The 25,291-nt window shown below is 32.8% G+C and carries 26 protein-coding genes; 10 read left to right on the forward strand and 16 right to left on the reverse strand.

Features of this window, described 5'->3' with window-relative positions; all coding sequences use genetic code 11:
* Positions 1 to 144: 144 nt before the first annotated feature.
* Positions 145 to 2,367, forward strand: coding sequence for a TonB-dependent receptor domain-containing protein (locus ACT53I_RS03200; protein WP_476078403.1), 2,223 nt, complete (start codon positions 145 to 147; stop codon positions 2,365 to 2,367).
* A 54-nt stretch (positions 2,368 to 2,421) separates the two neighbouring features.
* On the opposite strand, the gene ACT53I_RS03205 is transcribed toward ACT53I_RS03200, so the two are convergent.
* A complete protein-coding gene (locus ACT53I_RS03205; protein ID WP_104792787.1) occupies positions 2,422 to 2,886 on the reverse strand; it encodes an acyl-CoA thioesterase in 465 nt (154 codons plus the stop codon).
* Positions 2,887 to 2,955: 69 nt separating this feature from the next.
* Between ACT53I_RS03205 and ACT53I_RS03210 the strand changes: the two genes are divergently transcribed.
* Positions 2,956 to 3,303, forward strand: coding sequence for an arsenate reductase family protein (locus tag ACT53I_RS03210; protein ID WP_476078404.1), 348 nt, complete (start codon positions 2,956 to 2,958; stop codon positions 3,301 to 3,303).
* Positions 3,304 to 3,352: 49 nt separating this feature from the next.
* Here ACT53I_RS03210 and gcvT read toward each other — a convergent pair whose 3' ends face one another.
* Complete coding sequence (gene gcvT / locus ACT53I_RS03215; RefSeq protein ID WP_476078405.1) at positions 3,353 to 4,435, reverse strand: glycine cleavage system aminomethyltransferase GcvT; 1,083 nt, start codon at positions 4,433 to 4,435, stop codon at positions 3,353 to 3,355.
* 100 nt (positions 4,436 to 4,535) lie between these two features.
* A complete protein-coding gene (gene idi / locus ACT53I_RS03220) occupies positions 4,536 to 5,045 on the reverse strand; it encodes an isopentenyl-diphosphate Delta-isomerase (protein WP_476078406.1) in 510 nt (169 codons plus the stop codon).
* Positions 5,046 to 5,333: 288 nt separating this feature from the next.
* Between idi and ACT53I_RS03225 the strand changes: the two genes are divergently transcribed.
* Positions 5,334 to 6,290: a D-2-hydroxyacid dehydrogenase gene (locus tag ACT53I_RS03225; protein ID WP_476078407.1), complete on the forward strand. Its 957-nt coding sequence runs from the start codon at positions 5,334 to 5,336 to the stop codon at positions 6,288 to 6,290.
* 43 nt (positions 6,291 to 6,333) lie between these two features.
* Here ACT53I_RS03225 and mscL read toward each other — a convergent pair whose 3' ends face one another.
* On the reverse strand, positions 6,334 to 6,717 hold the full coding sequence (gene mscL / locus ACT53I_RS03230; RefSeq protein WP_476078408.1) for a large conductance mechanosensitive channel protein MscL: 384 nt from the start codon (positions 6,715 to 6,717) through the stop codon (positions 6,334 to 6,336).
* A 135-nt stretch (positions 6,718 to 6,852) separates the two neighbouring features.
* Between mscL and ACT53I_RS03235 the strand changes: the two genes are divergently transcribed.
* A complete protein-coding gene (locus ACT53I_RS03235; protein WP_476078409.1) occupies positions 6,853 to 8,352 on the forward strand; it encodes an NAD(P)H-hydrate dehydratase in 1,500 nt (499 codons plus the stop codon).
* Between the two features lie 35 nt (positions 8,353 to 8,387).
* Here ACT53I_RS03235 and lgt read toward each other — a convergent pair whose 3' ends face one another.
* Together lgt and yidD are read right to left on the reverse strand one after the other, a co-directional pair.
* Complete coding sequence (gene lgt, locus ACT53I_RS03240) at positions 8,388 to 9,245, reverse strand: prolipoprotein diacylglyceryl transferase (protein WP_069796581.1); 858 nt, start codon at positions 9,243 to 9,245, stop codon at positions 8,388 to 8,390.
* Between the two features lie 28 nt (positions 9,246 to 9,273).
* Complete coding sequence (gene yidD / locus ACT53I_RS03245; protein WP_069796578.1) at positions 9,274 to 9,519, reverse strand: membrane protein insertion efficiency factor YidD; 246 nt, start codon at positions 9,517 to 9,519, stop codon at positions 9,274 to 9,276.
* A gap of 196 nt (positions 9,520 to 9,715) precedes the next feature.
* Between yidD and ACT53I_RS03250 the strand changes: the two genes are divergently transcribed.
* From ACT53I_RS03250 to ACT53I_RS03260, 3 genes are all read left to right on the forward strand, one after another.
* Positions 9,716 to 10,687 (forward strand): beta-ketoacyl-ACP synthase III, encoded by a 972-nt coding sequence (locus ACT53I_RS03250; protein WP_213195756.1) that lies wholly within the window; start codon positions 9,716 to 9,718, stop codon positions 10,685 to 10,687.
* Positions 10,688 to 10,742: 55 nt separating this feature from the next.
* A complete protein-coding gene (locus tag ACT53I_RS03255; protein WP_213195757.1) occupies positions 10,743 to 11,567 on the forward strand; it encodes an enoyl-ACP reductase FabI in 825 nt (274 codons plus the stop codon).
* Positions 11,568 to 11,940: 373 nt separating this feature from the next.
* Positions 11,941 to 13,221 carry a replication-associated recombination protein A gene (locus ACT53I_RS03260; protein WP_476078410.1) on the forward strand — a complete coding sequence of 427 codons (1,281 nt, stop codon included), beginning with the start codon at positions 11,941 to 11,943 and terminating at the stop codon, positions 13,219 to 13,221.
* A gap of 389 nt (positions 13,222 to 13,610) precedes the next feature.
* Here the strand turns inward: ACT53I_RS03260 and ACT53I_RS03265 are convergent, their stop codons facing one another.
* Together ACT53I_RS03265 and ACT53I_RS03270 are read right to left on the reverse strand one after the other, a co-directional pair.
* A complete protein-coding gene (locus tag ACT53I_RS03265; RefSeq protein ID WP_476078411.1) occupies positions 13,611 to 13,871 on the reverse strand; it encodes a hypothetical protein in 261 nt (86 codons plus the stop codon).
* Between the two features lie 6 nt (positions 13,872 to 13,877).
* A complete protein-coding gene (locus ACT53I_RS03270) occupies positions 13,878 to 14,663 on the reverse strand; it encodes a hypothetical protein (protein WP_476078412.1) in 786 nt (261 codons plus the stop codon).
* 80 nt (positions 14,664 to 14,743) lie between these two features.
* Here ACT53I_RS03270 and ACT53I_RS03275 point away from each other — a divergent pair, with 80 nt between their 5' ends.
* The 3 genes from ACT53I_RS03275 to ACT53I_RS03285 are packed head-to-tail and all read left to right on the forward strand — an operon-like array spanning position 14,744 to position 16,121.
* The gene (locus tag ACT53I_RS03275) at positions 14,744 to 15,103 is read left to right on the forward strand and encodes a hypothetical protein (protein WP_476078413.1); all 360 of its coding nucleotides are present in this window, start codon (positions 14,744 to 14,746) and stop codon (positions 15,101 to 15,103) included.
* Between the two features lie 52 nt (positions 15,104 to 15,155).
* Complete coding sequence (locus tag ACT53I_RS03280; RefSeq protein ID WP_374364367.1) at positions 15,156 to 15,422, forward strand: YHS domain-containing protein; 267 nt, start codon at positions 15,156 to 15,158, stop codon at positions 15,420 to 15,422.
* A 9-nt stretch (positions 15,423 to 15,431) separates the two neighbouring features.
* Positions 15,432 to 16,121, forward strand: a complete 690-nt coding sequence (locus ACT53I_RS03285; RefSeq protein WP_476078414.1) for an SCO family protein — start codon at positions 15,432 to 15,434, stop codon at positions 16,119 to 16,121.
* Positions 16,122 to 16,157: 36 nt separating this feature from the next.
* On the opposite strand, the gene ACT53I_RS03290 is transcribed toward ACT53I_RS03285, so the two are convergent.
* The 8 genes from ACT53I_RS03290 to ACT53I_RS03325 all read right to left on the reverse strand — a co-directional run bounded on the left by ACT53I_RS03290 (position 16,158) and on the right by ACT53I_RS03325 (position 25,274).
* Positions 16,158 to 16,580: an Hsp20/alpha crystallin family protein gene (locus ACT53I_RS03290; protein ID WP_409619845.1), complete on the reverse strand. Its 423-nt coding sequence runs from the start codon at positions 16,578 to 16,580 to the stop codon at positions 16,158 to 16,160.
* A gap of 193 nt (positions 16,581 to 16,773) precedes the next feature.
* Positions 16,774 to 17,613 carry a prephenate dehydratase gene (gene pheA / locus ACT53I_RS03295; RefSeq protein ID WP_476078415.1) on the reverse strand — a complete coding sequence of 280 codons (840 nt, stop codon included), beginning with the start codon at positions 17,611 to 17,613 and terminating at the stop codon, positions 16,774 to 16,776.
* A gap of 85 nt (positions 17,614 to 17,698) precedes the next feature.
* Complete coding sequence (gene acs / locus ACT53I_RS03300; protein WP_104792522.1) at positions 17,699 to 19,609, reverse strand: acetate--CoA ligase; 1,911 nt, start codon at positions 19,607 to 19,609, stop codon at positions 17,699 to 17,701.
* Between the two features lie 45 nt (positions 19,610 to 19,654).
* A complete protein-coding gene (locus tag ACT53I_RS03305; RefSeq protein ID WP_476078416.1) occupies positions 19,655 to 21,547 on the reverse strand; it encodes an acetate--CoA ligase in 1,893 nt (630 codons plus the stop codon).
* Positions 21,548 to 21,624: 77 nt separating this feature from the next.
* The gene (locus ACT53I_RS03310) at positions 21,625 to 21,987 is read right to left on the reverse strand and encodes a response regulator transcription factor (protein WP_213188855.1); all 363 of its coding nucleotides are present in this window, start codon (positions 21,985 to 21,987) and stop codon (positions 21,625 to 21,627) included.
* A gap of 35 nt (positions 21,988 to 22,022) precedes the next feature.
* Entirely contained in the window at positions 22,023 to 22,349 is a 327-nt protein-coding gene (locus ACT53I_RS03315) for a four helix bundle protein (RefSeq protein ID WP_476078417.1), read from the reverse strand.
* Positions 22,350 to 22,426: 77 nt separating this feature from the next.
* Positions 22,427 to 25,087, reverse strand: coding sequence for an ATP-binding protein (locus tag ACT53I_RS03320; RefSeq protein WP_476078418.1), 2,661 nt, complete (start codon positions 25,085 to 25,087; stop codon positions 22,427 to 22,429).
* Positions 25,080 to 25,274, reverse strand: coding sequence for a hypothetical protein (locus ACT53I_RS03325; RefSeq protein ID WP_476078419.1), 195 nt, complete (start codon positions 25,272 to 25,274; stop codon positions 25,080 to 25,082). Before ACT53I_RS03325 ends, ACT53I_RS03320 begins: the two co-directional genes overlap by 8 nt.
* Positions 25,275 to 25,291 lie beyond the last annotated feature (17 nt).

Below are 25,291 nucleotides of genomic sequence, written 5' to 3' on the forward strand. Positions count from 1 at the left end.
AAGGATTTTTTTTTATGAGTAATTATTAAGATTTATAAAATTATTTTGTTGAAAATCAGTTTTTTAATTCTTTTTCTAAAAATTTTGTAACAAGTATAATGTTTTTATCACTAATTATTTAGTTATAAAAAATACCAAATACTTATGAAAAAATTATTAATGCCTATTATATTTTTATCTACGAATATAATTTGGGCGCAAAAATCCGAAAATGATTCTATTACTTCAAAAAATATTCAGGCGGTAAATATTATTAAAAAAGCTATCAGCAAGAAAAGTGATAGAACTGTTTTTGATGTTGCCAATTCTCCAATAGCTAAAGGAAGCACTGCGTATAATGTTCTTTTAGAAACACCTATGGTAAGCAGTAGTTCAGACGAAAGTAGTCTGAAAATTTTAGGGAAAAGTAATGCCGTAATCTATATCAACGGGCGAAAATCAACCATGAATATTGAAGCTGTAATAGAAATGCTAAAGGGAATGCCAGCAGAAAATATTTCTAAAATCGAAGTAATTACTGTTCCGGGAAGTGAATTTAATGTAGAAGGAAATGATGGAGTAATTAATATCATTTTGAAGAAAAAGCCAGATGATGGAACTTCTGGGAGTGTGAAATTTACAGATACGCAAGGTTTTTTTAATTCTCCTTCACTAGCAGCAAATGTAAGGTACAGAAGTGATAAATTTTATATGGATACCAATTTATATTCATCTTATAGGGGTAGAGCTCAGTTTTACAATCTTGAAAATGGTTCCAGCGGAACCAATAAAACATCTTCCGAAGGTTATGTAAATACCCTTAGAAATGCTTTAGGTGGTTATCTGAATATGGAATATGAGATTAATGATAAGAATACGCTTTCTTTCGGTTATAATACAATGAACATGAAAGGTGAGGCAAAGTCTAATCTTTTTAACACTAGAATTTTCGGAAATTCTACCTCATATTTTAACACGCTGAATAACTCTGAAGATTCTTCCAGAAATCATTCTTTAAATCTCAATTATCTATGGCTTACAGATGATAAAGGTTCTTCTATGAATATCAATTCTGCTTTTCTATACTATAAAAGAAATGAAGACAAAAATTATAGTTCTTACTTATCTAATAATTCAAGAGAAAATATTGAAAAAGAAGCAGCCGACCATCAAAATATTCCTCAGAAAATTTACAACTATGCCACTCAAGTAGATTTTGTTAAGAAAATATCAGATAAACAAAGTTTTTCTACTGGGCTTAACTATAATTTTACTCAAACAGATAACAATACACTTTTTACAAACATTTATCCAGTTCAAGAACTAGATGAAAGACAAACCAATCATTTTCAGTATAATGAAAATATTTTAGGAATGTATATTACTTATGAGAATCAATTTTCGGAAAAAATAAGTGGAAAACTAGGCGTTCGTTTTGAAGGAACTTATGCAGATGGTAAGGTTTTAAATAAAACAGGTTATGATTTTACCAGAAATAATAATAATTTCTTGCCTTATCTCAATTTAAATTATAATATTAATAAAGACCATAACTTAACTTATGCATTTTCGAGTAGAATAGGAAGGCCTACTTTTTGGGAGCTTAACCCTGCGACTATTTATCTTACTTCTTATAATTATGTGCAGAATAATCCTTTTGCTAAAGCTTTTACCTCATATATTCAAGAGTTGAATTATATGTATAAGAATTCCTATTTTATAGTGCTTTCACATAATTATATTCAAGATGCTTCTACACAAGTTCCGCTTCAAAAAATTGTAACAATTAATGATGGAAATAATACTTCAGAAGTTACTAAAATAGGATATATAAGAACTAATTATGGCTTTCAGCAAAGTGTAAATGTTTCTTTAGGTCTTCGAAAAGCTTTTTACAAGGGAATTTGGAATGTAAATTATTCTACTAACTTTGGATATAATGTTTTTAGAGGAAGTATTAGCCAAGACCCAGTGAGTAAAGAAATTTATCCAACGTATGTAGTAGATAGAAATGGGGTATCGTTTTCCGTTCAGATAAATAACACGATTAGGCTTTCTAGTAAAAAAGATTGGTATCTTACCGCCAATTATTTCTATCAAGCACCGCAGAACATAGAAGTAGGAATTATGGATACGCTAACAAGTTTAGATTTAGGTATTAAAAAAACAACTCCAAAATGGACTTTTTCTTTACAAGTAGATGATGTTTTTGATACGTTTAGGCTTAGTTTCAAAGAAACTCAAAAAAATGGTTATTATAACAATGTAAACAATAATATTTTTAAAAGACAAGTCACATTGGGAATTACTTATAATTTTGGAAACAGTAAACTCAAAACCATGAAAGAGGTAGAAAGTGCAAACACTTCTATCAAAACCAGAACTTAATAAAAAATCCACACTAAATTGTGTGGATTTTTTTATTGATTATATTCTAAAAACTTATAAGAACGGTTTCATTTCGTCTTCGATTTGTTTCCTCAGATCCATCAATTTGATGGCGTATTGTTCCATTTGTTTTTCCTGTTCAGTTTCGGGGATGAATTTGGGAACTTCTATGGTGTTTCCTTCGTCATCTACTGCCACAAAAACAATGATGCAGTGCGTTTTTTTCTCAAATTCTTTGCGTTTTATATTTCTAGAAAATACATTGATGGCAATGTGCATACTGCTTTTGCCGGTGTAAATTACTTCGGCTTCTACTTTTACAATGTGACCAATTTTTATAGGCGAAAAGAACCTGATCCCACCTACATAAACCGTGACACAATAGCTAGAACTCCAAGAACTTGCGCATGCATAACCAGCTTGGTCTATCCATTTCATTACGCTTCCACCATGTACATTTCCGCCATAATTTACATCTCCTGGCTCAGAAATAAACTGAAAAATAGTCTTGTTGCTCATTTGCTCTAAAATTTGAATAAAGATATTCAATAATTTTTGAAATATAGAGATTAATCTTATTTTTGAAAGATGAAAAAAGTATATTTTTTAAAGACTTGCAGTACTTGCAAAAGAATCATGTCTGAATTTGACTTAACTGATTTTGAACAAAGAGAAATCAAATCAAAAGCTGTTTCTGAGGAAGAATTGCAAAAAATGTATGACTTGTCCAATTCTTATGAAGCGCTTTTCAGCAAAAAATCTACTCAAATCAAGGAACGAAATATAGACGTGAAATCTTTACAAGAAGAGGATTTTAAAAAATTGATTTTAGAGGATTATCGTTTTCTAAAACGCCCCGTTTTTATCATCAATCAAGAGATTTTTATAGGAAGTGACAAGAAAAATATTGAACTTTTAAGAGAAAAATTAAAATAAAAAAGCAGTTCGGTGAGAACTGCTTTTTGAGTATGTTATAGAAACTTCCTTATACAAATGGTAATTTTACCACTTTAGCAGGAATATTTTTATTTCTGATTTGAATAAAGATTTCAGAATCTAATTTGAAGTAGGGTTTAGCTACATAAGCAAGACCAATTCCCACTTTTTTCAAAGGACTCATGGTTCCAGAAGTTACTTTTCCGATTTCATTTCCTTCTGCATCTACCACCAAGTAATCATGTCTAGGAATGGCTTTTTCTTGCATTTCAAAACCTACTAATTTTCTAGAAATGCCTTCTTCTTTTTGTTTTAAAAGAAATTCTTTATCTACAAATTCTTTGTCGAATTTAGTAATCCACCCTAATCCAGCTTCTAATGGAGAAGTGGTATCATCAATATCATTTCCGTATAAACAGAAACCTTTCTCTAGTCTCAAAGTATCTCTAGAAGCCAAACCACAAGGAATAAGTCCGAATTCTTCCCCTGCTTCTGTCAATTCATCCCAAAGTTTTTCTGCATTTTCGTTTCCAAAATAAATTTCAAAACCGCCACTTCCTGTATAACCGGTATTAGAAATAATTACGTTTTCTACGCCAGCAACAGTTCCCACCGTAAAATGGTAATAAGGAATTTCAGAAAGATTGGTATCGGTAAGTTTTTGAAGGGTTTCTACAGCTTTTGGACCTTGAATCGCGATAAGAGAAGTTTCATCTGAAATATTGCTTAATTGAGCCCCGAATTTTTCATTATAATGAGAAAAATGATTCCAATCTTTTTCGATGTTAGAAGCGTTAACCACTACAAAATACTTTTCGTCATTCATTTTATAAACGATTAAATCGTCTACTATTCCGCCTTTTCCATTCGGTAGACAAGAATATTGTGCTTGTCCGTTAGTCAGTTTTTCTACATTGTTAGAAGTGATAAATTGGAGTAAGTTTTTAGCTTCTGGACCTTCTACATAAAACTGTCCCATGTGTGAAACATCAAAAATTCCTACTTTTTCGCGTACAGCAAAATGCTCTTCTGTAACGCCAGAATATTGTACAGGCATTTCGAAACCTGCAAAAGGAACCATTTTAGCTCCTAAAGAAACGTGCTTATTATACAGCGCTGTTTTTTTATCCATTTTTTATTTTTTTAACTTGATAAAAGATATTTTTTAATTTTTAACCTTTGCCTTTACCTCTACCTCTACCTTTACCTCTACCTCTACCTTTACCTTTACCTTAAAGATGATGTTTGTATTCTTCTAAAATGATTTTAAACCATTCAGTAAAAAGTTCAGGGTTTTGTTTCATTTCTTGGTCTAAATTTTCCATAGAAATGTATCTTACTTCGGCTACTTCTTCTAAATTGAGTTGAAAATCTCCCTCGTAATTTCCTACGAAAACATGGTCTAATTCGTGCTCCCAAAGATTTCCACCTACATCTGCTTTATAAATAAAATAGAATTTTTCTGAAATTTCTGTATCTATTCCTAATTCTTCTTTTAATCTTCTTTTGGCTGCTTCTTCATAGGTTTCATTCGCTCTAGGATGGGAGCAACAAGCATTGGTCCATTGATTGGGAGAATGGTATTTTTCGGCGGCTCTTTTCTGGAGTAGCATTTCGCCTTTTGAATTAAATAAAAATACAGAAAACGCTCTATGCAACAAACCATTGATGTGTGCTTGTTGTTTTTCCATCAAGCCCAGAACTTCATCATTTTCGGTAACTAAAACTACTTTTTCTTCCATAATTGTTCGACTTTTCAAATTTAATGATAATCTACGAGATAAAGAATTGATTTTAGAAATTTGAATTTTTTATACTTTACATAGCTTTTTTGTGCGTAAAATTTTTAAAAAACCTTTATTAATTAGGGATTTAATATCTATAATTTTCTCTAACTTTGCAACTTGAAAATCAGATATTGGAGCATAATATACAAATGCTGCTGCTGAAATTCTTGTTAAAGACAAAATTTTTGAGCAACAAGAATTTATAGATTCTAAAATTTTAATGATTAATCTAAAAAAATATAAATGAAGGTATTAGCAAATGATGGATTGACACTATCAGGAATCAATGCTTTAGAAGAAAAAGGTTTCACGGTAATTACAGAAAAAGTTCCTCAAGAAGAACTTGTTTCTTACATCAATGCAGAAAAAATCAGAACACTTTTGGTAAGAAGTGCAACTAAGGTGACTAAGGAAATCATAGACAACTGCCCATCTCTACAAATCATAGGAAGAGGTGGAGTAGGAATGGATAACATAGAAGTAGCATACGCTAGAGAAAAAGGACTTCATGTAATCAATACACCAGCTGCTTCATCTGAAAGCGTGGCAGAATTGGTTTTTGCACATTTATTTACAGGATGCAGATTTTTACAAGATTCTAATAGAAAAATGCCAGTTTCAGGACAAACTGAATTTGCGAAACTTAAAAAATCTTACGAAAAAGGCTTAGAATTAAGAGAGAAAACCATTGGTATTGTTGGCTTGGGTAGAATTGGTCAAGAAGTCGCAAGAATAGCACTAGGATTAGGAATGAAAGTTGTTGCTTCTGATCTAATGATAGATAAAACGAGTATTAGATTAGATTTCCAAAACAATCAATATATCGATATAGAAATTGTAACCGAACCTTTCGATGAAGTGATAAAAAAAGCGGACTTTATTACGCTTCACGTTCCTGCTCAAAAATCTGCGATTATCGGCAAAGAAGAAATCGCTAAAATGAAAGATGGAGTAGCGTTAATCAATTGTGCAAGAGGTGGAGTAATAGATGAAGAAGCCTTAATAGAAGCATTAGACGCGGGTAAAGTTTCTTTTGCGGGATTAGATGTTTTCGTGAATGAACCTACACCATCAGAAAAAATTCTTACCCATCCTAAAATTTCATTAACACCTCATACTGGAGCGTCTACTTTAGAAGCGCAAGACAGAATTGGTGAAGAATTGGCGATGCAGGTTGCAAGTATTTTAAAAATTTCATAATAAAAAACTCCGAAAATTTTCGGAGTTTCTTTTTGTATTATTTTTATGATTTGTTTTTTAATAAATCTCTTATTTCTGCTAAAAGTTCTTCTTGTGTTGGTCCTGCAGGTGCAGCTGGAGCAGGTTCTTCTTTCTTTTTCATTCCATTAATCCCTTTTATCAATAAAAAGATGACAAAAGAAATAATCAAGAAACTGAGTACAGCAGCAAGGAAATTACCATATAAAATTCCACCATCAGTTTTTAATTCTTGGATTTTTTCTAAGTTTGCAGCCTTTAGAGCTGGTGTTAGTAAAGCAGGAGTGATGACATCATCTACCAATGAACTAACAATTTTTCCGAAAGCAGCACCTATGATTACTCCTACTGCTAAATCCATTGCATTTCCTTTAGCAATAAATTCTTTAAATTCTTTTATTAATCCCATAGTTTTATAATTTATATTTTAACAAATGTAAAAATTTAATCTAAATATTCTTTGAAATTTGTTAAAAATTTTAGCTAAAAACAGTCTCTATATTGATTATTTTTTGTTGTAAATTTGTAAAACACAATCCCTGTTATGAAAATTTTTTCAGCTGCTCAAATTAAAAATGGAGATTTATTTACCATCAAAAATGAACCCATTGCTTCTGTTCATTTAATGGAAAAAGCAGCGATGGCTTGTACAGATTTTATTCACCATAAGTATCTTAAAACGCAAAATATTCTTATTTTTTGTGGCAACGGAAATAATGGAGGAGATGGTTTAGCATCAGCCAGATTGCTTTATGAAAAAGGTTTTGATGTAGATGTATTCATTGATAAAAGTAAGAAAGATTTTTCAAAAGATGCGGAAATCAATTACCATAGATTAAAAGAGTTTTTAGGAATCAGAATTCTAGATTTTACCGATTTTAAGGAAAATTTCATTAATGAAGATTCCATTATTATTGATGCTTTGTTCGGTACAGGATTGAACAGAAAAATCGAAGGTGAAATAGCCAAAATCATTCTACAACTCAACCAAATTCATGCTCATAAAATAGCGATTGATATTCCTTCAGGAGTTTTTGCAGATGGAAATATTCCCGAAAATGCAGTCGTTTTCAAAGCAGATGAAACTTTGTCTTTACAGTTTTGCAAACAATCATTTTTGCATCCAGAAATCAGCGAATATTGTGGTAAAATTCACATTTTAGAAATCGGAATCAATAAAAAATATATAAAAAATACTGAAACGCCTCATTATATTATAGACGAAGAAGTCATTAGAAAAATTTATAAAAAAAGAAAAGATATTTCTCACAAAGGAAATTATGGCAAAACATGCATTATAGCAGGGAGTTTTGGGAAAATTGGAGCTGCGGTTTTGGCCACGAAATCAGCTTTGTTTTCCGGGAGCGGTTTAACTTATATTTTGGCGCCAAAATGCGGTTATGAAATTCTGCAAACCACTTGTCCCGAAGCCATGTATTTATACGGTGGAGAAGACTTTATTAAAAATTTTTTGGTAGAGAATGATTTCACGTATGGAATAGGTCCAGGATTGGGAACAGATTACGAAACTGAGGAAAAATTAATGCATTTTCTCAAAAATTATAATGAGCCATTGGTTTTAGATGCAGATGCGTTAAATTTGATTTCCAAAAATTCAGAAAATTTAAATTTAATTCCAAAAAAATCAATTATTACGCCTCATCCTAAAGAGTTTTCTAGACTTTTTGGAGAATCCAAAGATTCTTTTGAGCGATTAGTATTAGCCAAATCAAAGGCAAAAGAATTGAAAATTTATATTGTGCTCAAAGGTCATCATACCCAAATCATCACTCCTGAAGGAAACGTATTTTATAACATTACAGGAAATTCTGGCTTGGCAAAAGGCGGAAGTGGAGATGTTTTGTTGGGGATTATCACCTCGTTTTTAGCACAAGGTTATTCGCCTGAAAATGCAGCGATTTTTGGAGTTTGGCTTCATGGGAAAGCTGCGGATTTCACCGCCGAAAAACATTCCAAAGAAGCAATGCTCGCTTCAGATGTCATTCAGCATATTGGCGAAGTTTTTAAATATTTACAAAAATAAAGGGAAACTATTTACTGTTTCCCTTTTTTATGATGTTAGAATTTGTCTTCGTATTTGAAATTTTTAGAATAAAGCATTACCGCTAATCCTATAATGACCAATGGAATTGATAAAACCTGACCTGTATTGAGAATTCCAAGGGTGATTTTTTCTTCTCCTTGAGGTTCTTTTAAGAATTCTACTAAAAATCTGATGGTCCAAAGTACAGCAAAGAAAAACCCGAAAAGCCAACCTTGACTGTATTTTTTCTTCGTGTAAAGATAAATTCCCCACATTACAAAAAATAATGCTAAATAAGAAAATGCCTCAAACAATTGAGTAGGATAACGTGGAACAATTTCTCCGTATTCCATACTTTGTTGAGGAAATAATACCGCAAATGGTGAATCTGGTGCTGGTTTTCCTACGATTTCTGAGTTGAAAAAATTTCCCATTCTGATGAAAAAACCAGCTAAAGCCACAGTAATGGCCAATCTATCTAATAACCAAAGTGGATTTTTCTTCAAAACTTTTATCGCAATAATAATGGTAGAAATAACCAAAACAATCGCCGCACCGTGACTTGCAAGTCCTGAAAATCCTGTGAATTTAAATTCTGGAACCGTCTGAATAGGCAAGAAAACACTCCAGAAATCTTGTTTAAATAATTCGGGTTGATAAAAAATTACATGACCTAATCTCGCGCCGAGAATCGTTCCGATTAAAGTCCAAGTGAAAATGGTGTCTAAACTTTTTTCGCTTTCGTGGTCTATTTTAAACATTTTTACAAATAAATAGTAGCCAATTCCGAAGGCCAAAACAAACATTAAACTGTAATAATGTAAGGTGAAAGTCCCGATTTCTATTCCTTTAGAAGGATCCCAAGTGAAATATAATAGCGTAGCTAAATTCATATATTTTTATTGATTTGTTAGTATTTTTTTAATGTTGATGCTCTTTTTTGGGCGGAACAGGATCGTAACCGCTTCCTCCCCAAGGATGACAGCTAGAAATTCTCTTTGCACTGAGATAAATTCCTTTAAAAAGTCCGTGAACTTTTAATGCTTCCACCGTATAATGCGAACATGTTGGCTCATATCTGCAGTTTTTTCCCAACCATGGAGAAATTCCGTATTGATATATTTTGATCAATACAATGAGCGGAAATATGAGAATTTTATTCAGCATGAGGTATAAAATACAAATGTAAGTTTTTTTTAAGTTTTTCTGAAACTTGATTTTTAAATTATTAATTTCAATATAGAAGATTAGCAATGAATTTTGTAAAAATTTGTCTTATTCATTTTTAAAATGATAAAAAAATGCCTTAATATTTTTTATTTACAGTTTTTATCATGACATTTGTTTATAAAATAATAAGATTATGAAGAGAGCGTATATCAAAGGGACGGGTTCTTATACTCCGCCAAAAGTGATAAAAAATGATTTTTTTGAAGCAGTAGGTTCTAATGATGAATGGATTTTTAAAAATTTAGGAATTAAAGAACGCAGGATTGTAGAAGGTGAAGTAACCAGTGATTTGGCTTCTAAAGCGGCTTTAATTGCACTAGAAGATGCTGGAATTACAGCTGAAGAGGTAAACCTCATTATCGTAGCTACTTCTACACCAGACAGACAAGCGCCTTCTACGGCTTGTTTCGTACAAGAAAAAATAAATGCACCTCATGCTGTCGCTTTTGATATTTCGGCAGTTTGTTCGGGCGGAATTTATGGTTTAGCCATTGGTAGCCAATTTATACAAACCGGAATGTATAAAAATGTTTTGGTGATAGGAGCTGATGTTTTTTCGAGCATTACAGATTGGTCACGTAAAGATTCTGTATTTTTTGGAGATGGAGCAGGAGCGGTATTGTTATCGGCAACTACTGAAGACAAAGGGTTTATAGATTTTAAACTTCATGCAGATGGTACAGGAAAATATCATTTTAATATTCCAGCTGGTGGTTGTGAAATTCCGGCAAGTGAAGAAACCATCAAACAAGGGCTTCACTATTTCCAGATGAATGGAAAAGAAGTTTTTAATACAGCGACTAAAGTATTGCCAGAAGTAATTCACGAAGTTTTAGCAGATAATAACTTAACGGCAAATGATATTGACTGGGTGATTCCTCATCAGCCAAGCGTTAGAATTTTACAAAAAGTAGCAGAAGAAGTAAATATTCCGTTTGAAAAAGTAATGACCAATATGGATAAATACGCCAATACTTCTGGGGGAACCATCCCAATAGTTTTAGACGAAACCTATAAAAGTGGAAAAATAAAAGAAGGGAATACCTTACTTTTTGCAGCCGTAGGTTCTGGTTGGACTTGGGGAGCAGCCTTATATAAAGTCTAGAATTTCAGAAGTGTATTAAAAATTTTATCAATTATTTCTAACCCCCTATTTTATTATGTTTACTAATCAAACCTTTTTAATTACAGGAATCGCAGACGAAAATTCACTCGCTATGTACGTTGCCAAAAAAATCATCAAAAATAACGGAAACGTAGTGTGTACAGGTCTTGGCGTAACTCCATTTCATAAAAATCTTTCAGAAAAAGCAGAAAGTTTTCTTAATAAATCTTACAATGATTTTGAAAATGCTTGTAAAAAATTATTAGGAGAAAATGTGCTAACTTTTCCATTAGATATTACCTTGCCAGAAAGTTTAGAGGCTCTCACAGATTTTCTAAATGAAAAGAATGTTAAGCTTAATGGTTTTCTTCATGCAATTGCTATGGACAAAACCATTCGTCAGAAATCTGTAAAACCCATGCTGGAAGTTACAGCAGATGAATTTAATGATACCATGACGGTGTCTGCATTTTCTTTAATAAGCCTTTCTCACGCATTATTGAAAAGTAAAGTTTTACAAAACGGAGCATCTATAGTTACTTTAAGTTACATTGCAGCAGAGAAGGTTTCATTCTTTCCTTATATCAATATGAGTATTGCAAAAGCAGCATTAGAAAGGTTGACGATTGAAATGGCTTATGAATTAGGAAGAGATTTCGGCATTAGAGCAAATTGTGTTCGTTTTTCACCATATATGGGAAGTAAAGCAGGAAATGCTACGCTAAAAATTGAAGATGTAGAAAGAGCCAATAGAATCAGCCCTTTAGGAAATGCAAATCCCGAAGATTTAGCTCATGAAGTAGTGCATTTATTCAGAAAAGACATTAGAATTACAGGCGAAATTCGTCATGTAGATGGTGGTTTTCACATTATGGGTTAAAATTTTTAGAAGCACACGTTTTCTATATTTTTTCACTTGTCTTCGTGCTGCAGCCACTCGCTTTTTTTCCAAAGCTTATGCCAACAAAAAAAAGAGCTCAAACAATGGCAGCATCACGGCTATTTTTCACCATTTTTCTTCTTTTCACTTTCTTAAAAAGAATAGGTTTCAAATTTTAGAAATAGTAAAAAGAATAAATTCGCGAATTTTAAAAATATCAATAGGAACGGGCTTTAGCCCGTTTCTTTTTTTAGAAAATTCCATTTGGCTTTAGCCAAAATTTAAAGATTTTATACTTTAACGGAATTTAAAATCAAATTCAAATAGAAAATCTTAAAAATTTTCTCAAATTTGTATCTCAAACCCAAAAAAATTGAACCCAAATATTCCTTTAGCCGAAAAACTCAGACCTAAAACACTCGACGAAGTTTTAGGGCAAGAACATCTTACTGGAGACAACGGAACCATCCGTAAAATGCTAGAAAATGACACACTCAATTCTCTCATTTTATGGGGACCTCCCGGAACAGGAAAGACTACTTTGGCAGAAATTATATCTTCTACTTCTGGAAGGAAATTTTTCAAACTTTCGGCGGTTTCTTCTGGAGTAAAAGAAGTGAGAGAAGTGATAGAAGATGCTAAAAAACAGAATCTTTTCACAGGAAAATCACCGATTTTGTTCATAGACGAGATTCACCGTTTTAATAAATCTCAACAAGATTCATTGCTTCATGCGGTAGAAAAAGGTTGGATAGTCTTAATTGGAGCCACTACAGAAAATCCGAGTTTCGAAGTGGTTTCGGCGTTGCTTTCTCGTTCACAAGTGTATGTCTTGAAGTCTCTCAGTTTTGAAAAATTAGAAGAACTCGCAGAAATAGCCCTTTCCAGATACAATGAAGAAGAACAAACGCATTTTACACTCAAAGAAAAAGAAGCGCTGATTCAATATTCTGGTGGCGATGCTCGAAAACTCATTAATTCTATAGAATTGGTTCTCAATCAATTCAAAAATGTAAAAGAAAAAGAAATCACTAACGAAGATGTGCTTTCGGTTTTGCAAGAAACGATGGCGCTTTATGATAAAAATGGGGAACAACACTATGATATTATTTCGGCGTTTATCAAATCCATGCGCGGTTCTGACCCAAATGGAGCGGTATATTGGCTTGCCAGAATGATTACGGGTGGTGAAGATGTAAAATTTATAGCACGCAGAATGCTCATTTTAGCAGCAGAAGATATTGGTTTGGCGAATCCAAATGCTTTGACGGTTGCCAATAATTGCTTTCAAGCGGTAAATGTCATTGGAAATCCTGAATCTAGAATTATTTTGAGCGAAACAGCGGTTTATTTGGCTTGTTCACCGAAATCCAACTCTACTTATAAAGCGATTGATGCAGCACTTGCTGTAGTAAAACAAACCGGGAATTTGCCAGTTCCGTTGCATCTTAGAAATGCACCTACAAAGTTGATGAAAGACTTAGATTATGGCAAAGAATATCAATATGCCCATTCTTACGAAGGAAATTTTGTAAACCAAGAATTCTTGCCCGATGAAATTTCTGGAACCCAATTCTATGTTCCTGGCGAAAATGCCACGGAAAGAAAAATTCGCGAAGAATTGCATAAAAAATGGAAGGGAAAATATTCTTAGGAAGCTAGATGATAGAGATTAGATTTTTATGAAGCGTTCTGTAGGAACGCTATGTGTGTAAATAAAATATTTCCAAATAAAATAAGTTCCATAGGAACGAAAGGTTTGTAAAATAATGAGCTCGTAGAAATACGTTCCGTAGGAACGCTATATTATTTTTTCAAAGAATACATTAAATTAGTAATTCGCAAAAAAACGCCATCAAAACCTTTTCCTGTTTGAGGGTTGTTTCTCGTAATCACATTGTATTTCCCGTTATAATAATATTGAAATCGATATTTTATACCATCATCAACTGCATTTTCTTTATATCTTTCTAAATTTTCAAAGTTTAACTCTTTAAGTTCTTTGATGAATTTTTCATATTTTTCTTTACTGATATGAACCTTTCAAGTTTTTACCTTTTTAAATTCTTTTTCTAGATAATAAACTGAATTAACATCATTTTTGTTTTCAATCACAAGAATATCAGAACTTCCAGACATTTCAACTTCCGAGATTAGTCTGAAAATTTCTGTATTTTCTATTTGAATTATTTCTTCTAATGATTGATTTAAGTTAAAAATTTCATTATTTTTACTGATGCAATTTGTTGAATTACAAGAATAGAATGTGAAAAAGGTGATGAAGAAAAGAATTATTTTTTTCATTATATATTAATATTTCTTATTTCCTAATTGTATCAATCTAATTTTTCTGTACTTAAAAATCTTCGATTTTTCTCTTTCTGCATAACCTTTTGGTGGAAAATCTTTTGGAACAGATTTATTTTCAGAAAAAACACCGGTTGCTTCTACAATTAAAGGCAAACTTGTACCATCCCAAAAATCTTCAGCATTTTGTATTAAATTTTTGTCATTAACTAAATAAAATTTTTCTGTAGATTTTTTATCGTTAAAATTGCTCCATTGTGCACAAGGACAAGCAATTGCATTATAAATGAATTTTACGGTTTCTTCTTTTTTTGAAAATTTTAAACTGTCTTTTTCGCCAAAATAATTTTTGTATTCATCTTCAATGTCAATAGAAGAAATATGTTTCGGTAATTGATTGGGTTCAAAAAGATAAGTGCTGCTAATTTCTGAAATTGTATCTCTCAAAATAGTAAAATTTCCTTTTTTTGAATGAAAAACTATCACCTTTTGATTATTTACATTCACTATCTTTATTTTATTATTTTCTAGAAAAGTACGAGCTTCAAAGTCATAATAATTTACATCATCTGTACCAATGTAGAAATTTTCTTCTCCATATTCTTTTTTTTCTCTTTCTATTTCTTCTGGAGTACAAGAAATGAAAACTGCACATTTTTCTTTAATAAAAATAGTGTCGTTTTTTATTTTTTCTAATGTTCTTTTTTCAACTTTAGATTTTATTTTTTCTTCTTTTTTAAAAGAAAAGACACTTAAAAAAATGAGCAGATAGAGTAAAATATTTTTCATGGATTAATAGCTTTCCTCAAAGTTACAAAAATCACAAAGAGTTATATTTAAAATTCCTTAAATTTGTCATTCTTTAAAAAATGAGAATTGTAATTGCCATATTTTTATTTTTGGTAATGTCAGTGCGTTCTGTGCTGCCATTATTAGATTATGCAGTGAATTATGATTACATTTCTACTCAGCTCTGCGAAAACCAATCTGAACCTGATTTGCGATGCAACGGAAAATGCTACTTGAAACACGAAATGGCAAAATCTTCTGAAAATCAATCGACTAAAATTCAGAAAGTGGGATTTTTACAATTATTTCTTCCTACGGAAAGTTTAGCGGTAGAAGAACAAGATCATCAAGATTTTTCAAAAACGAAAATTTTTATCCATCACTTTAATTTTACTTTTCAAGATTTTTACCCTGAGTTTTTTCATCCACCTTTAGTTTGAAATTAATTTTCGTACTTTTATTCAATTAATTTTAACTTAAAAAAATCAAAAAATGAAATATACATTAACCATTGCTTTTGTAGCAATTTCTATATTATCTTCTTGTCAACAAACACCAGAAACCAAAAAAGTTCATGACCATAAAAAAACGACCCAAAAACTAGACGTAAAAGTGGTGAACGAAGAAGACCCAATTTGCGGAATGAAAACAGCACAGTTTTTAAAAGATACTGCTGTTTATAAAGGAAAAACCTATGGTTTCTGCAATAAACTTTGCAAAGAAGAATTCAAAAAAAATCCAAAAAAATACGCGAAATAATTTCTGAACATGACGAAACCTAAAAAAGCGTCTGGTTTTGGAATGAATAAAATGCTGGTATACCAAATGATAGCTTTAGTGGCTATTGTTCTGGCATTTATCGTAGGAAATTACTTTTTCAAGAAAAGTCTTCATACGGTAATGAAGGCGCCAAATTTTGAATTAATCGACCAAAATAATCGTAGAATTTCAAATACAGATATGCTGGGAAAAGTCTATGTAGTAGAGTTTTTCTACGCGAGATGTCCTACGATTTGTCCGATTATGAATAACAATCTGAAATTCGTAGATCAGGCGATTAAGAGCAAAGATTTTGGGATTATTTCCATTTCTATAGATCCAGAAAATGACACGCCAGAATTTTTAAAAGCACATGCCAAAAAACTAGGCGTTACCAATCACAATTGGCATTTTTTGACAGGAAATAGAGATTACATCGGTGATTTAGCCAATGAATTTGATATTTATGTAGGCGATAAAGATGACCAATCAGAAAGTCTTAATCACAGCGGAATGCTGGCTTTGGTAGACAAAGAAGGCAATGTGAGATGCAGATTTGGAAAAGATGGCATGCCGATTCTTTATTATTCTGGATTGAATTATGATGATCAAGAAGGAAAAAATGCGAGTTTAAAAGGCAAATTCCAGCCAGACAGAAAATTATTGATAGAAGATATTCAGAAACTTCTAGAAGAATAAAAAAACGGTGAGAAATTTTCTCACCGTTTCCATTTGTTATTTAATCTCTATGGTTTTCACTTCTTTTTTAGCGTTTTCTCTTTTCGGAACCGCCAATTTCAGAATGCCGTTGTCATATTTTGCTTCGATGTGTTCTACATCTACAATATCAGAAGGCATGGTAAATGAACGGGTGAATGATTGATAATTAAATTCTCTTCTGGTGTAGTTTTTCTTCTCATCTCTTTCTTCGTTTTCGGTTTGAGATTCCGAAGAAATGGTAAGAATGTTTCGATCGATGTTAATTTTAAAATCTTCTTTTTTCAATCCTGGAACCGCCATTTCAATTTCGTAATTGGTTTCGGTTTCTTTCACGTTTACAGAAGGCATGGTAAATCCCATTTCTGTAAGGTTTTTTTCATTCCAGTTAAATAAATCTTTGGTAAAAAAATCATCAAAGAAACTATTTAACCCTGTCATTGGATTTCTTTTCATTAAAGTTGACATTTTTTTAAGTTTTAAGGTTAAACTTCCGTGATGAAACAGCAATAAAAAATCGCTGAATTTTCAAAACAAAATTACAGCGATTAAAAGATTTTAGAAAGTGTTTTTAGATAAATTTAGATTGAAAATTTCTATAATTTATAAATTTAATATACTAAAAATCAATAGTTTAACTTTCTAGTAGGTATTCGTTATAGTGACCTAAAAATTTCACTTCTGTACCTAGAGATTTCAGTTCTTCTAAGGCGTTATTAGACAAGACAGGATGCCATTCATTCGCCACATTAATGAAAAAAAAGTAATTTCCTAATCCAGTTTTCAGGGTTCGGCTTTCAATTTTGGTTAAATTCATTTTTCGCCATGCAAAAACAGAGAGAACTTGATGCAAACCTCCTGCATGATCTTCTGGCAAAGTAATGATGAGAGAGGTTTTTTCGGTAGTTTTATTATGGGGAAGGTTCAGTCTTTCTCCCTTTTTTGAAATCACAATAAACTTAGTGTGATTTTGTTCAATGTCTTGAATATTCTGGTGAATGATTTTCAGTCCGTATAATTTTGCGGCATAAGAATTGGCAATCGCAGCATATTTTTTTTCAGGATTTTCGGCCACTCTTTTTGCAGCAGCAGCAGTAGAACCGAATTCTTGCTTAATCACATCTTTATATTCTTTGTCCAAAAAATGATAACATTGCGCCAAAGCTTGAGGATGAGAATAAATTTTCTCAATTTCGGTATTATTTGGGTGAATCATCAGTTGATGAGAAATGGGCATCACTACTTCTGTTTCCACAAAAATTCCGTCAAAATCATAAAGATAATCCAGCGTCATAGAAACCGTTCCTTCGATAGAATTTTCGAGGGGAACAACGGCTTTTTCTACCAAATCATCTTGAACTGCCTTGAAACAATCTAAAATATTAGACTGTGGCAAGAGTTCTTCATTGGGGAAAATTTGTGAAGTTGCAAGCTGTGTAAAACTAGCTTGTGGTCCGAGGAAAGCGATTTTCATAGAACAAATGTAAAAATTTTGAACGGAAAATAAAAACCTCCCAAAAATGAGAGGTTTTCGTGTGACCAAAAATTAACAATAATCATTAGTTGATCCTTCCATCTTTTATTTCGTCTACAATTTCTGGATTGAGTAGGGTAGAAATATCTCCAAAGTTGCTGAAATCTCCTTCGGCAATTTTTCTTAAAATTCTACGCATAATTTTTCCAGAACGTGTTTTTGGCAAGCCAGAAACAAACTGTATTTTATCTAATTTAGCGATTGGACCGATGGTGTCAGAAATCAGCATGTTGATTTCTTTTCTCAAGTGGTCTTTGTCTCTGCTTTCACCAGTTTCTTTTAGAATGACAAATCCGTACAATGCATTTCCTTTAATATCATGAGGGAAACCTACAATTGCAGATTCTGCAACAGCTGGGTGTAAGTTGATGCTGTCTTCAATAGGTGCAGTTCCTAAATTATGACCAGAAACGATAATCACATCATCTACACGACCTGTAATTCTGTAATAGCCTGTTTCGTCTCTTAAAGCACCGTCTCCTGTGAAATATTTCCCAGGGAAAGCAGTGAAATAGGTTTCTTTGTATCTTTGATGGTCGCCCCAAATTGTTCTGGCAATTCCCGGCCATGGAAAACGGATACATAAGTTTCCATCTACTTGATTTCCTGTAATTTCATTTCGTTTTTCATCCATCAGAACCGGTTGAATTCCCGGAAGTGGAAGCGTAGCGTAAGTTGGCTTAGTTGGCGTAACAAAAGGAAGTGGAGAAATCATAATTCCGCCTGTTTCTGTTTGCCACCAAGTATCTACAATTGGGCATTTTTTCTTGCCAACATGGTCATTATACCAGTGCCAAGCTTCGTCATTAATAGGCTCACCAACTGAACCAATAACTCTAAGACTTGATAAATCATGCTTTTCAACCCAAGAAGAAGATTCTTTAGCTAAAGAACGAATCGCAGTAGGAGCGGTATAGAATTGCGTTACTTTGTGTTTTTCAATCACAGCCCAGAAACGGTCTGGCTCTGGATAAGTAGGAACGCCTTCAAAAATAACGGTAGTTGCTCCGTTAGTAAGAGGTCCATAAAGAATGTAAGAATGACCTGTAATCCAACCAATATCTGCAGTACACCAGTAAATATCATTTTCTTTATAATTGAAAACATTTTTAAAGGTATAACCGGTGTAAACCATGTAACCAGCAGTGGTGTGCAACATTCCCTTTGGTTTTCCTGTAGAACCAGAAGTGTAAAGAATGAATAAAGGATCTTCTGCATCCATAATTTTGGTAACGAAATCAGCAGAAGCTTTTGGATAGTAATCATCTAACCAAACATCTCTTCCTTCTTTCATTTTTACTTCGGTGTTTGTTCTTTTTACTACCAAAACTTTTTCTACTGAAGGTGTTTTTTCTACGGCTTCATCGATGATTCCTTTTAAGTCAATGGCTTTATTTCCTCTGTAACTTCCGTCTGAAGTGATAATCATTTTTGCTTCGCAGTCATTCACTCTAGAAGTTACCGCAGAAGCAGAAAATCCAGCGAAAATAACAGAATGTACTGCACCCATTTTAGCACAAGCCAACATGGTAACCGCCAATTCTGGAATCATCGGCAAATAAATACAAACTCTGTCTCCTTTTTTTACGCCCAATTCTGTAAGAACATTCGCCATTTTGCAAACTCTCTCGTGAAGTTCACGATAAGAAATGTATTGCGCTTCTTCATTTGGATCATTAGGTTCCCAGATAATCGCGGTTTTATCACCTCTTTCTGCCAAATGTCGGTCTAAACAGTTTTTGGTAATATTGAGTTTTGCACCTTTAAACCATTCGATTTTGGCTTCTTCCATGTCAAATTTTACCACTTTGTTCCAGCGCTGATACCAAACAAAATTTTCATCTGCAATTTTGTCCCAGAATTTTTTAGGATTCTTGATTGATTTTTTGTATTGCTTGAAATAATCAGGCAAATCGTGAATTACATAATTTTTCATATCAAATTTTAATTTTTTTATATTCCTTGTGTAAGGAAAGTATCTTTATTTTCTATATTCTTCGAATTTTTCTTGAAGTTCACTAATAATTGCTTCATCATCTATGGTAGAAGGAATTTGGAACTCTTTTCCGTCTAACATAGTTCTGATAAGTTTTCTCAAAATTTTTCCACTTCGGGTTTTGGGTAAACGTTTTACCACAACAATGTTTCTTAATGCGGCAACTGCTCCAATTTTTTCTCTAACCAATGCTACGACTTCTTTTTCAACTTCGGTTTCAGAAATTTGAGTTCCAGATTTTAAAACCACCAACCCGAAAGGAATTTGACCTTTTAAATCGTCTTCTATTCCTACTACACAGCATTCTGCAACATCTTTGTGTCCAGAAACGGCTTCTTCCATTTCTGCGGTAGAAAGTCGGTGTCCTGCCACATTAATGATATCATCTACTCTTCCAGTAATAAAAATATATCCATCTTCATCTCTGATGGCGCCATCTCCAGAAAAATAATATCCCGGGAATTTTGCCAAATAACCGTAATGGAATCTTTCGTAATCTCCCCAAATTCCCATTAAAGCTCCTGGAGGAAGCGGTAGTTTTATCACCAAATAACCTTCATGGTGTGCTTCTAGTTCATAACCTTCTTCGTCAAAGATTTTAATGTCATAACCTGGTATTGGTTTTCCAGCGGAAGCACGTTTTACGCCATCATCTTCTACACCACGCATCAGTGATAACATAGGCCAACCAGATTCTGTTTGCCACCAATGGTCAATAGGAGTAATGCCTACTTTTTCTTCGTACCAGTCTAATGTGGCTACATCGCATCTTTCACCCGCTAAAAATTGGGTTCTGAAATGGGATAAATCGTATTTTTTGATGAATTCACCATCTGGATCTTCTTTTTTAATCGCTCTAATAGCAGTAGGAGCGGTAAACATCACAGAAACTTTGTGCTCAGAAAGAATTCTCCAAGTAGTTCCTGCATCTGGCGTCATAATCGGTTTTCCTTCGAAGATAATAGAGGTGTTTCTATTAATGAGCGGTCCGTAAATAATGTAACTGTGACCAACTACCCAACCAATATCTGAAGCAGCCCAGAAAACTTCTCCGGGTTTTGCGCCATAAATTTTTTCAATGGAAAATTTAAGTGCGGTAGCATAACCACCTGTATCACGAACTACACCTTTCGGTTTTCCTGTAGTTCCTGAGGTATAAAGAATATAAAGTGGGTGCGTAGATTTTACGGGGACACAATCTGCAGGTTCTGATTTTTCTAACAATTCTTGAAAATTGGTCAGTTGAGGTTCGTTTTCCCAATCTACTTTATTTCCCCAAAGTTGACGGTCAAAAACCACAATATGTTCAGGTTTATGAGAAGCCATTTCATAAGCTTCTTTCACGAAAGGCAAATAAGGAATTCTCTTTTTTACTTCTACACCAGCACTTGCCGTAATAATTGCTTTTGGATTACAATCTTCTATTCTAATTGCCAATTCATGAGGCGCAAAACCTCCAAAAACCACAGAATGAGTGATTCCTAATCTGGCACAAGCGAGCATAGCATAGGCAGCTTGAGGAATCATAGGCATGTAAATAATGGCATTGTCACCTTTTTTTAACCCTAACGATTGCAAACCTCCTGCGAATTTTGAAACATTTTCTTTTAACTCATTAAAAGTAATTTTCTGTTTCGTATCCGTAACGGGTGAGTCGTAAATGTAGGCAACTTGGTCACCATAACCATCTTCTATGTGCTTGTCTATGGCGAGATAACATGCGTTCAACTCTCCATCTGCAAACCACACAGGATAGTTGTTTTCTCCTTGAGAAAGAATCGTTTGAGGTTTTTTAAACCAATGAATTTGGTCGGCTTGTTCTGCCCAAAATTGTTCCTTGTTTTCAATACTGTTCAAGAACATTTCATGCGCTTTCATAATTTTAGATTTTTTTGGATTTGGATTTCAGATTTTACGCTGAAACAATTAATATTTTGTAGATTTTTTTTAATTTTTTAGGTTAATAATTCTTCTACCTGCTGAACCAGTTTCTTGATAGAGTAAGGCTTGGTAACATAAGCATCAGCTCCTAGACTCAATCCTTTTTCGATGTCTGCAGGATTGGTTTTTGCAGATAAGAAAATGACTTTACATTGATTAAGTTTTTCTTGTTTTTTTATTTCTTGCAACGTGGTGTAACCATCTACATTGGGCATCATGATATCGAGTAAAATAATATCTGGCGTTTCCTCCTTCAATAATTCTAAAACTTCCGAGCCATCTCTTGCGATGAAGACTTCATAACCTGCTTTTCGGAAGGTGTATTCTAAGGTCATGATGATTTTGTGTTCGTCGTCTGCTATAAGTATCTTTTTCATTTTTATTTTAGATTTCAGATGTTAGACATCAGATTTTAGATTTTTAAATTTATTTTAAAACTGTAAATCATTTTTTGAATTTCATTTAATTCTGATAATAAAATGTTTACTTTTTCTTCTTTTATTAATTCTAGTTCTTTAATTAAAATAAGTTGTGTTTGGAGTTCAAAAGAAGAACCATTTGCGATTCCTAAAAAATGATTGAACTCGGTATTGCTATTTCTACCAGCGCCTTCTGCAATATTCGAATGAATGGAAATAGCAGCTCTTTTTATTTGAGAAATAAATCCAAATTTTTCTTCATGGGGTATCTCTGTACATGCTAAATATATTTTTTTTGCGATTGAATTGATTTTTGCCAAAAAATTAATTTTTCAAATTGATGCATGGTTATTTTATGTTTTTATAATTGGTATTTTTATATCTAGTATCTCAAATTTCATGTCTCAAATCTCAAGATAATGTTAAAAACTACTCCAATTTCTTTATTTTCTGCGGAGATTTCGCCTCTGTGCGCTTCTATAATTTTTTTGCAAATGGCTAATCCTAATCCTGTTCCTATAGGTTTTCTAATGTTTTGATTTTTGGATTGATAAAATTTATCGAAAATCAGTTCTATATCTTCTTCAGGGATTTTTTTACCCGTGTTGAAAATACTGATGTTCAGTTGATTATCTTTTTCTATAAATTTAGTTTGAATCATGCCACTTTCATCCGTGAATTTGTAAGCATTTCCTAAAATATTCTGAAAAACTTGAATCATTCTGGCTTCATCATATTCGTATTCTTTTTGGTTTAATAAATCAATTTCAGAGTGGTGAATATTTTTCTGTTGAATCAAATGCTGAATAGGTTTCAATGCTTTGTGATAAGTCTCTACAATATTATTTTTCTGAATATTGAGTTGAATAATCCCTGTTTCCAGTTTGTCTAAATACAGAATATCATTGATGATTTCGTTCAATCGGTCAGACTCGGAAATGATGTTTCCTAAAAATTCTTTTTTAATATCTGTAGGAATTTCGTCATCATCTAACAGAATTTCACTGGCAGCTCTAATCGCGGTAATTGGCGTTCTGAGTTCGTGGGCTACAGAATCTAGAAAATCATCTTTTTGTTTGTCTTTTTCAATCAAATTGGTATTGGCAATTTGTAAATCTTCAGAAAGTTTTCTCAGTTGCTTAGACTGTTCGGTAAGTTTTCTATTGAGGGTGATATTTTCTTTAGATTCTTCTAAAATATTGAGCACTTCTGGCAAAGAAATTTTATCTTCTTTGGTTACACCTTCCACTAAAATTTTTGCAGAAGCAGTACCAATTCTTCCCGCCAAAAGGTTTTCTGAAAATTTAATCAAACGCGAGTCAGCAGTATCTGTTTCATCTGTAATATTATATTTTGTGTTAAAGATTTTCAGCGCTTGTTTGGTCTTTTTTTCACCTAAAAATCTTACCAGAATTTTTTCAATATCAGAAATATTTGCTTTTCCTTTCCAGATGTATGCGCCTTCGTGATTTTGAATATATTGGTCTATGTCAATGTAAATTTCTGCAAAATTTCGCTCTCTGTAATTGCCTTTTACACTTACTGAAATCACTGCAAAAAGGGAAGAATTGACTAAAATGCTCCAGAAAAAAACTTGAGCAAGGGTAGACAGATAAGGAATTCTAAAAAAATCAAGTATTCTATAATTATCCAATGAAAATTCTGGGTTAATAGTCTGGATATATTGTGGAATAATTAAGTTCACATAACAAATAATAACTCCCGCGATAATTCCTGTTACAGCACCATAATAACTGCCTCTTCTCCAAAAGATAGCTCCAAAAAATGAAGGTGCTAATTGAGCAATGAGTACAAATGAAACCAAACCTACAGAGAATAAACTGGATTTGATGATGAGGTATTTGTAGAATAAAAACGCAGAAATAATCAACATGAAAATGCTTACTTTTCTAATGCTCACAATATTCTTCGTATTGAAATTTTCTGGATTTTTCTTGAAAGTGTCTATCCAACCGTAAGGAATAATGACATTGTTCGAAAGCATGACAGAAAGCGTAATACTCGAAATAATAATCATAGAAACACTGGCACTCAATCCACCTAAGAATACCATTACAGAAACCAATATATTCCCAAATTTTTGAGGAATTAGAATGGGGAAAAGCTCTGGATTTACATTTTGACCTTCAAAGAGAATTCTTCCGCCCCATGCAATTGGGAATACAAAAAAATTAAAAATCAAAAGGTAAAGTGGAAATAACCAGATGGCTGTTTTCAAGTGTTTTTCTTTTCTGTTTTCTACAATTGTGGTGTGGAATTGTCTTGGCAATAAGAAAATGGCAGACATAGAAAGGAGAGATGTAATCGCAAAATTAATGCTTCCTTCTAATCCATTAAAAGTATTTTTAGCGGCGAAATCTTCAAATTTTTGAGCTTGTTCATAGATGTCTTCAAAACCATTGAAAACTCCATAGGTTACAAATAAACCGAGGACTACAAAGAATATCAATTTTAAGAAACTTTCTACAGCTACTGCAGAAATAATTCCCAATCTTTTTTCTGAAGCATCTACATACCTCGTTCCGTAATAAGATGAAAAAATAGCAATAAGAATCACCACATAAGTCGCAGTATCGGTAAAAACATTGTCTGAGTTTTCAGAAAGGGTAATCTGATGAAAGGTGTCTGAAATCGCTTTAATTTGGATTCCGATATATGGAATAATCGCGAGAATACAAACGATGGAAATCAGTGCGCCAAAAGACCTGCTGTTTCCGTATCTCAAAGAAATAAAATCGGCAATTGAACTGATTTTATTGACTCTAGAAATTCTAATAATTTTATTATTGATGACAATCCAAGCGGGAATAATAATGATAGGACCGATGTAAATCGCCAAATATTCTAAACCTTGATTAGCGGCAACGCCGATGCTTCCGTAATACGTCCAAGCGGTGCAATATACCGCTAATGAAAGGGAATAAATGTAAGGATTATTCGCCCAAAAATTACTCTTCTTCTTCTCTGCCCAGTAAGCAATGAAGAACAAAAGTGCTAAATAAAGCATGATGATGGCAAATAACTGTAAATTATTCATCAAATTTTTTAAATATTACAAAAGAAATAGTACTTGAAGCTAGCCAAATTCCGAAAATGTAGATGTAAATAAAAGGAAGCCCAAAATAGGCTTTTACCTGATTAAACAAAAGCAAAATAGGTGCATTGAACAATACAAAAAGCACCATACTTAGAATCACCAATTTTTGCTCGTGTCTTTTTTTCATTTTCAGAAGGGTTATCT

The organism is Cloacibacterium sp. DMC96 (assembly GCF_056313765.1).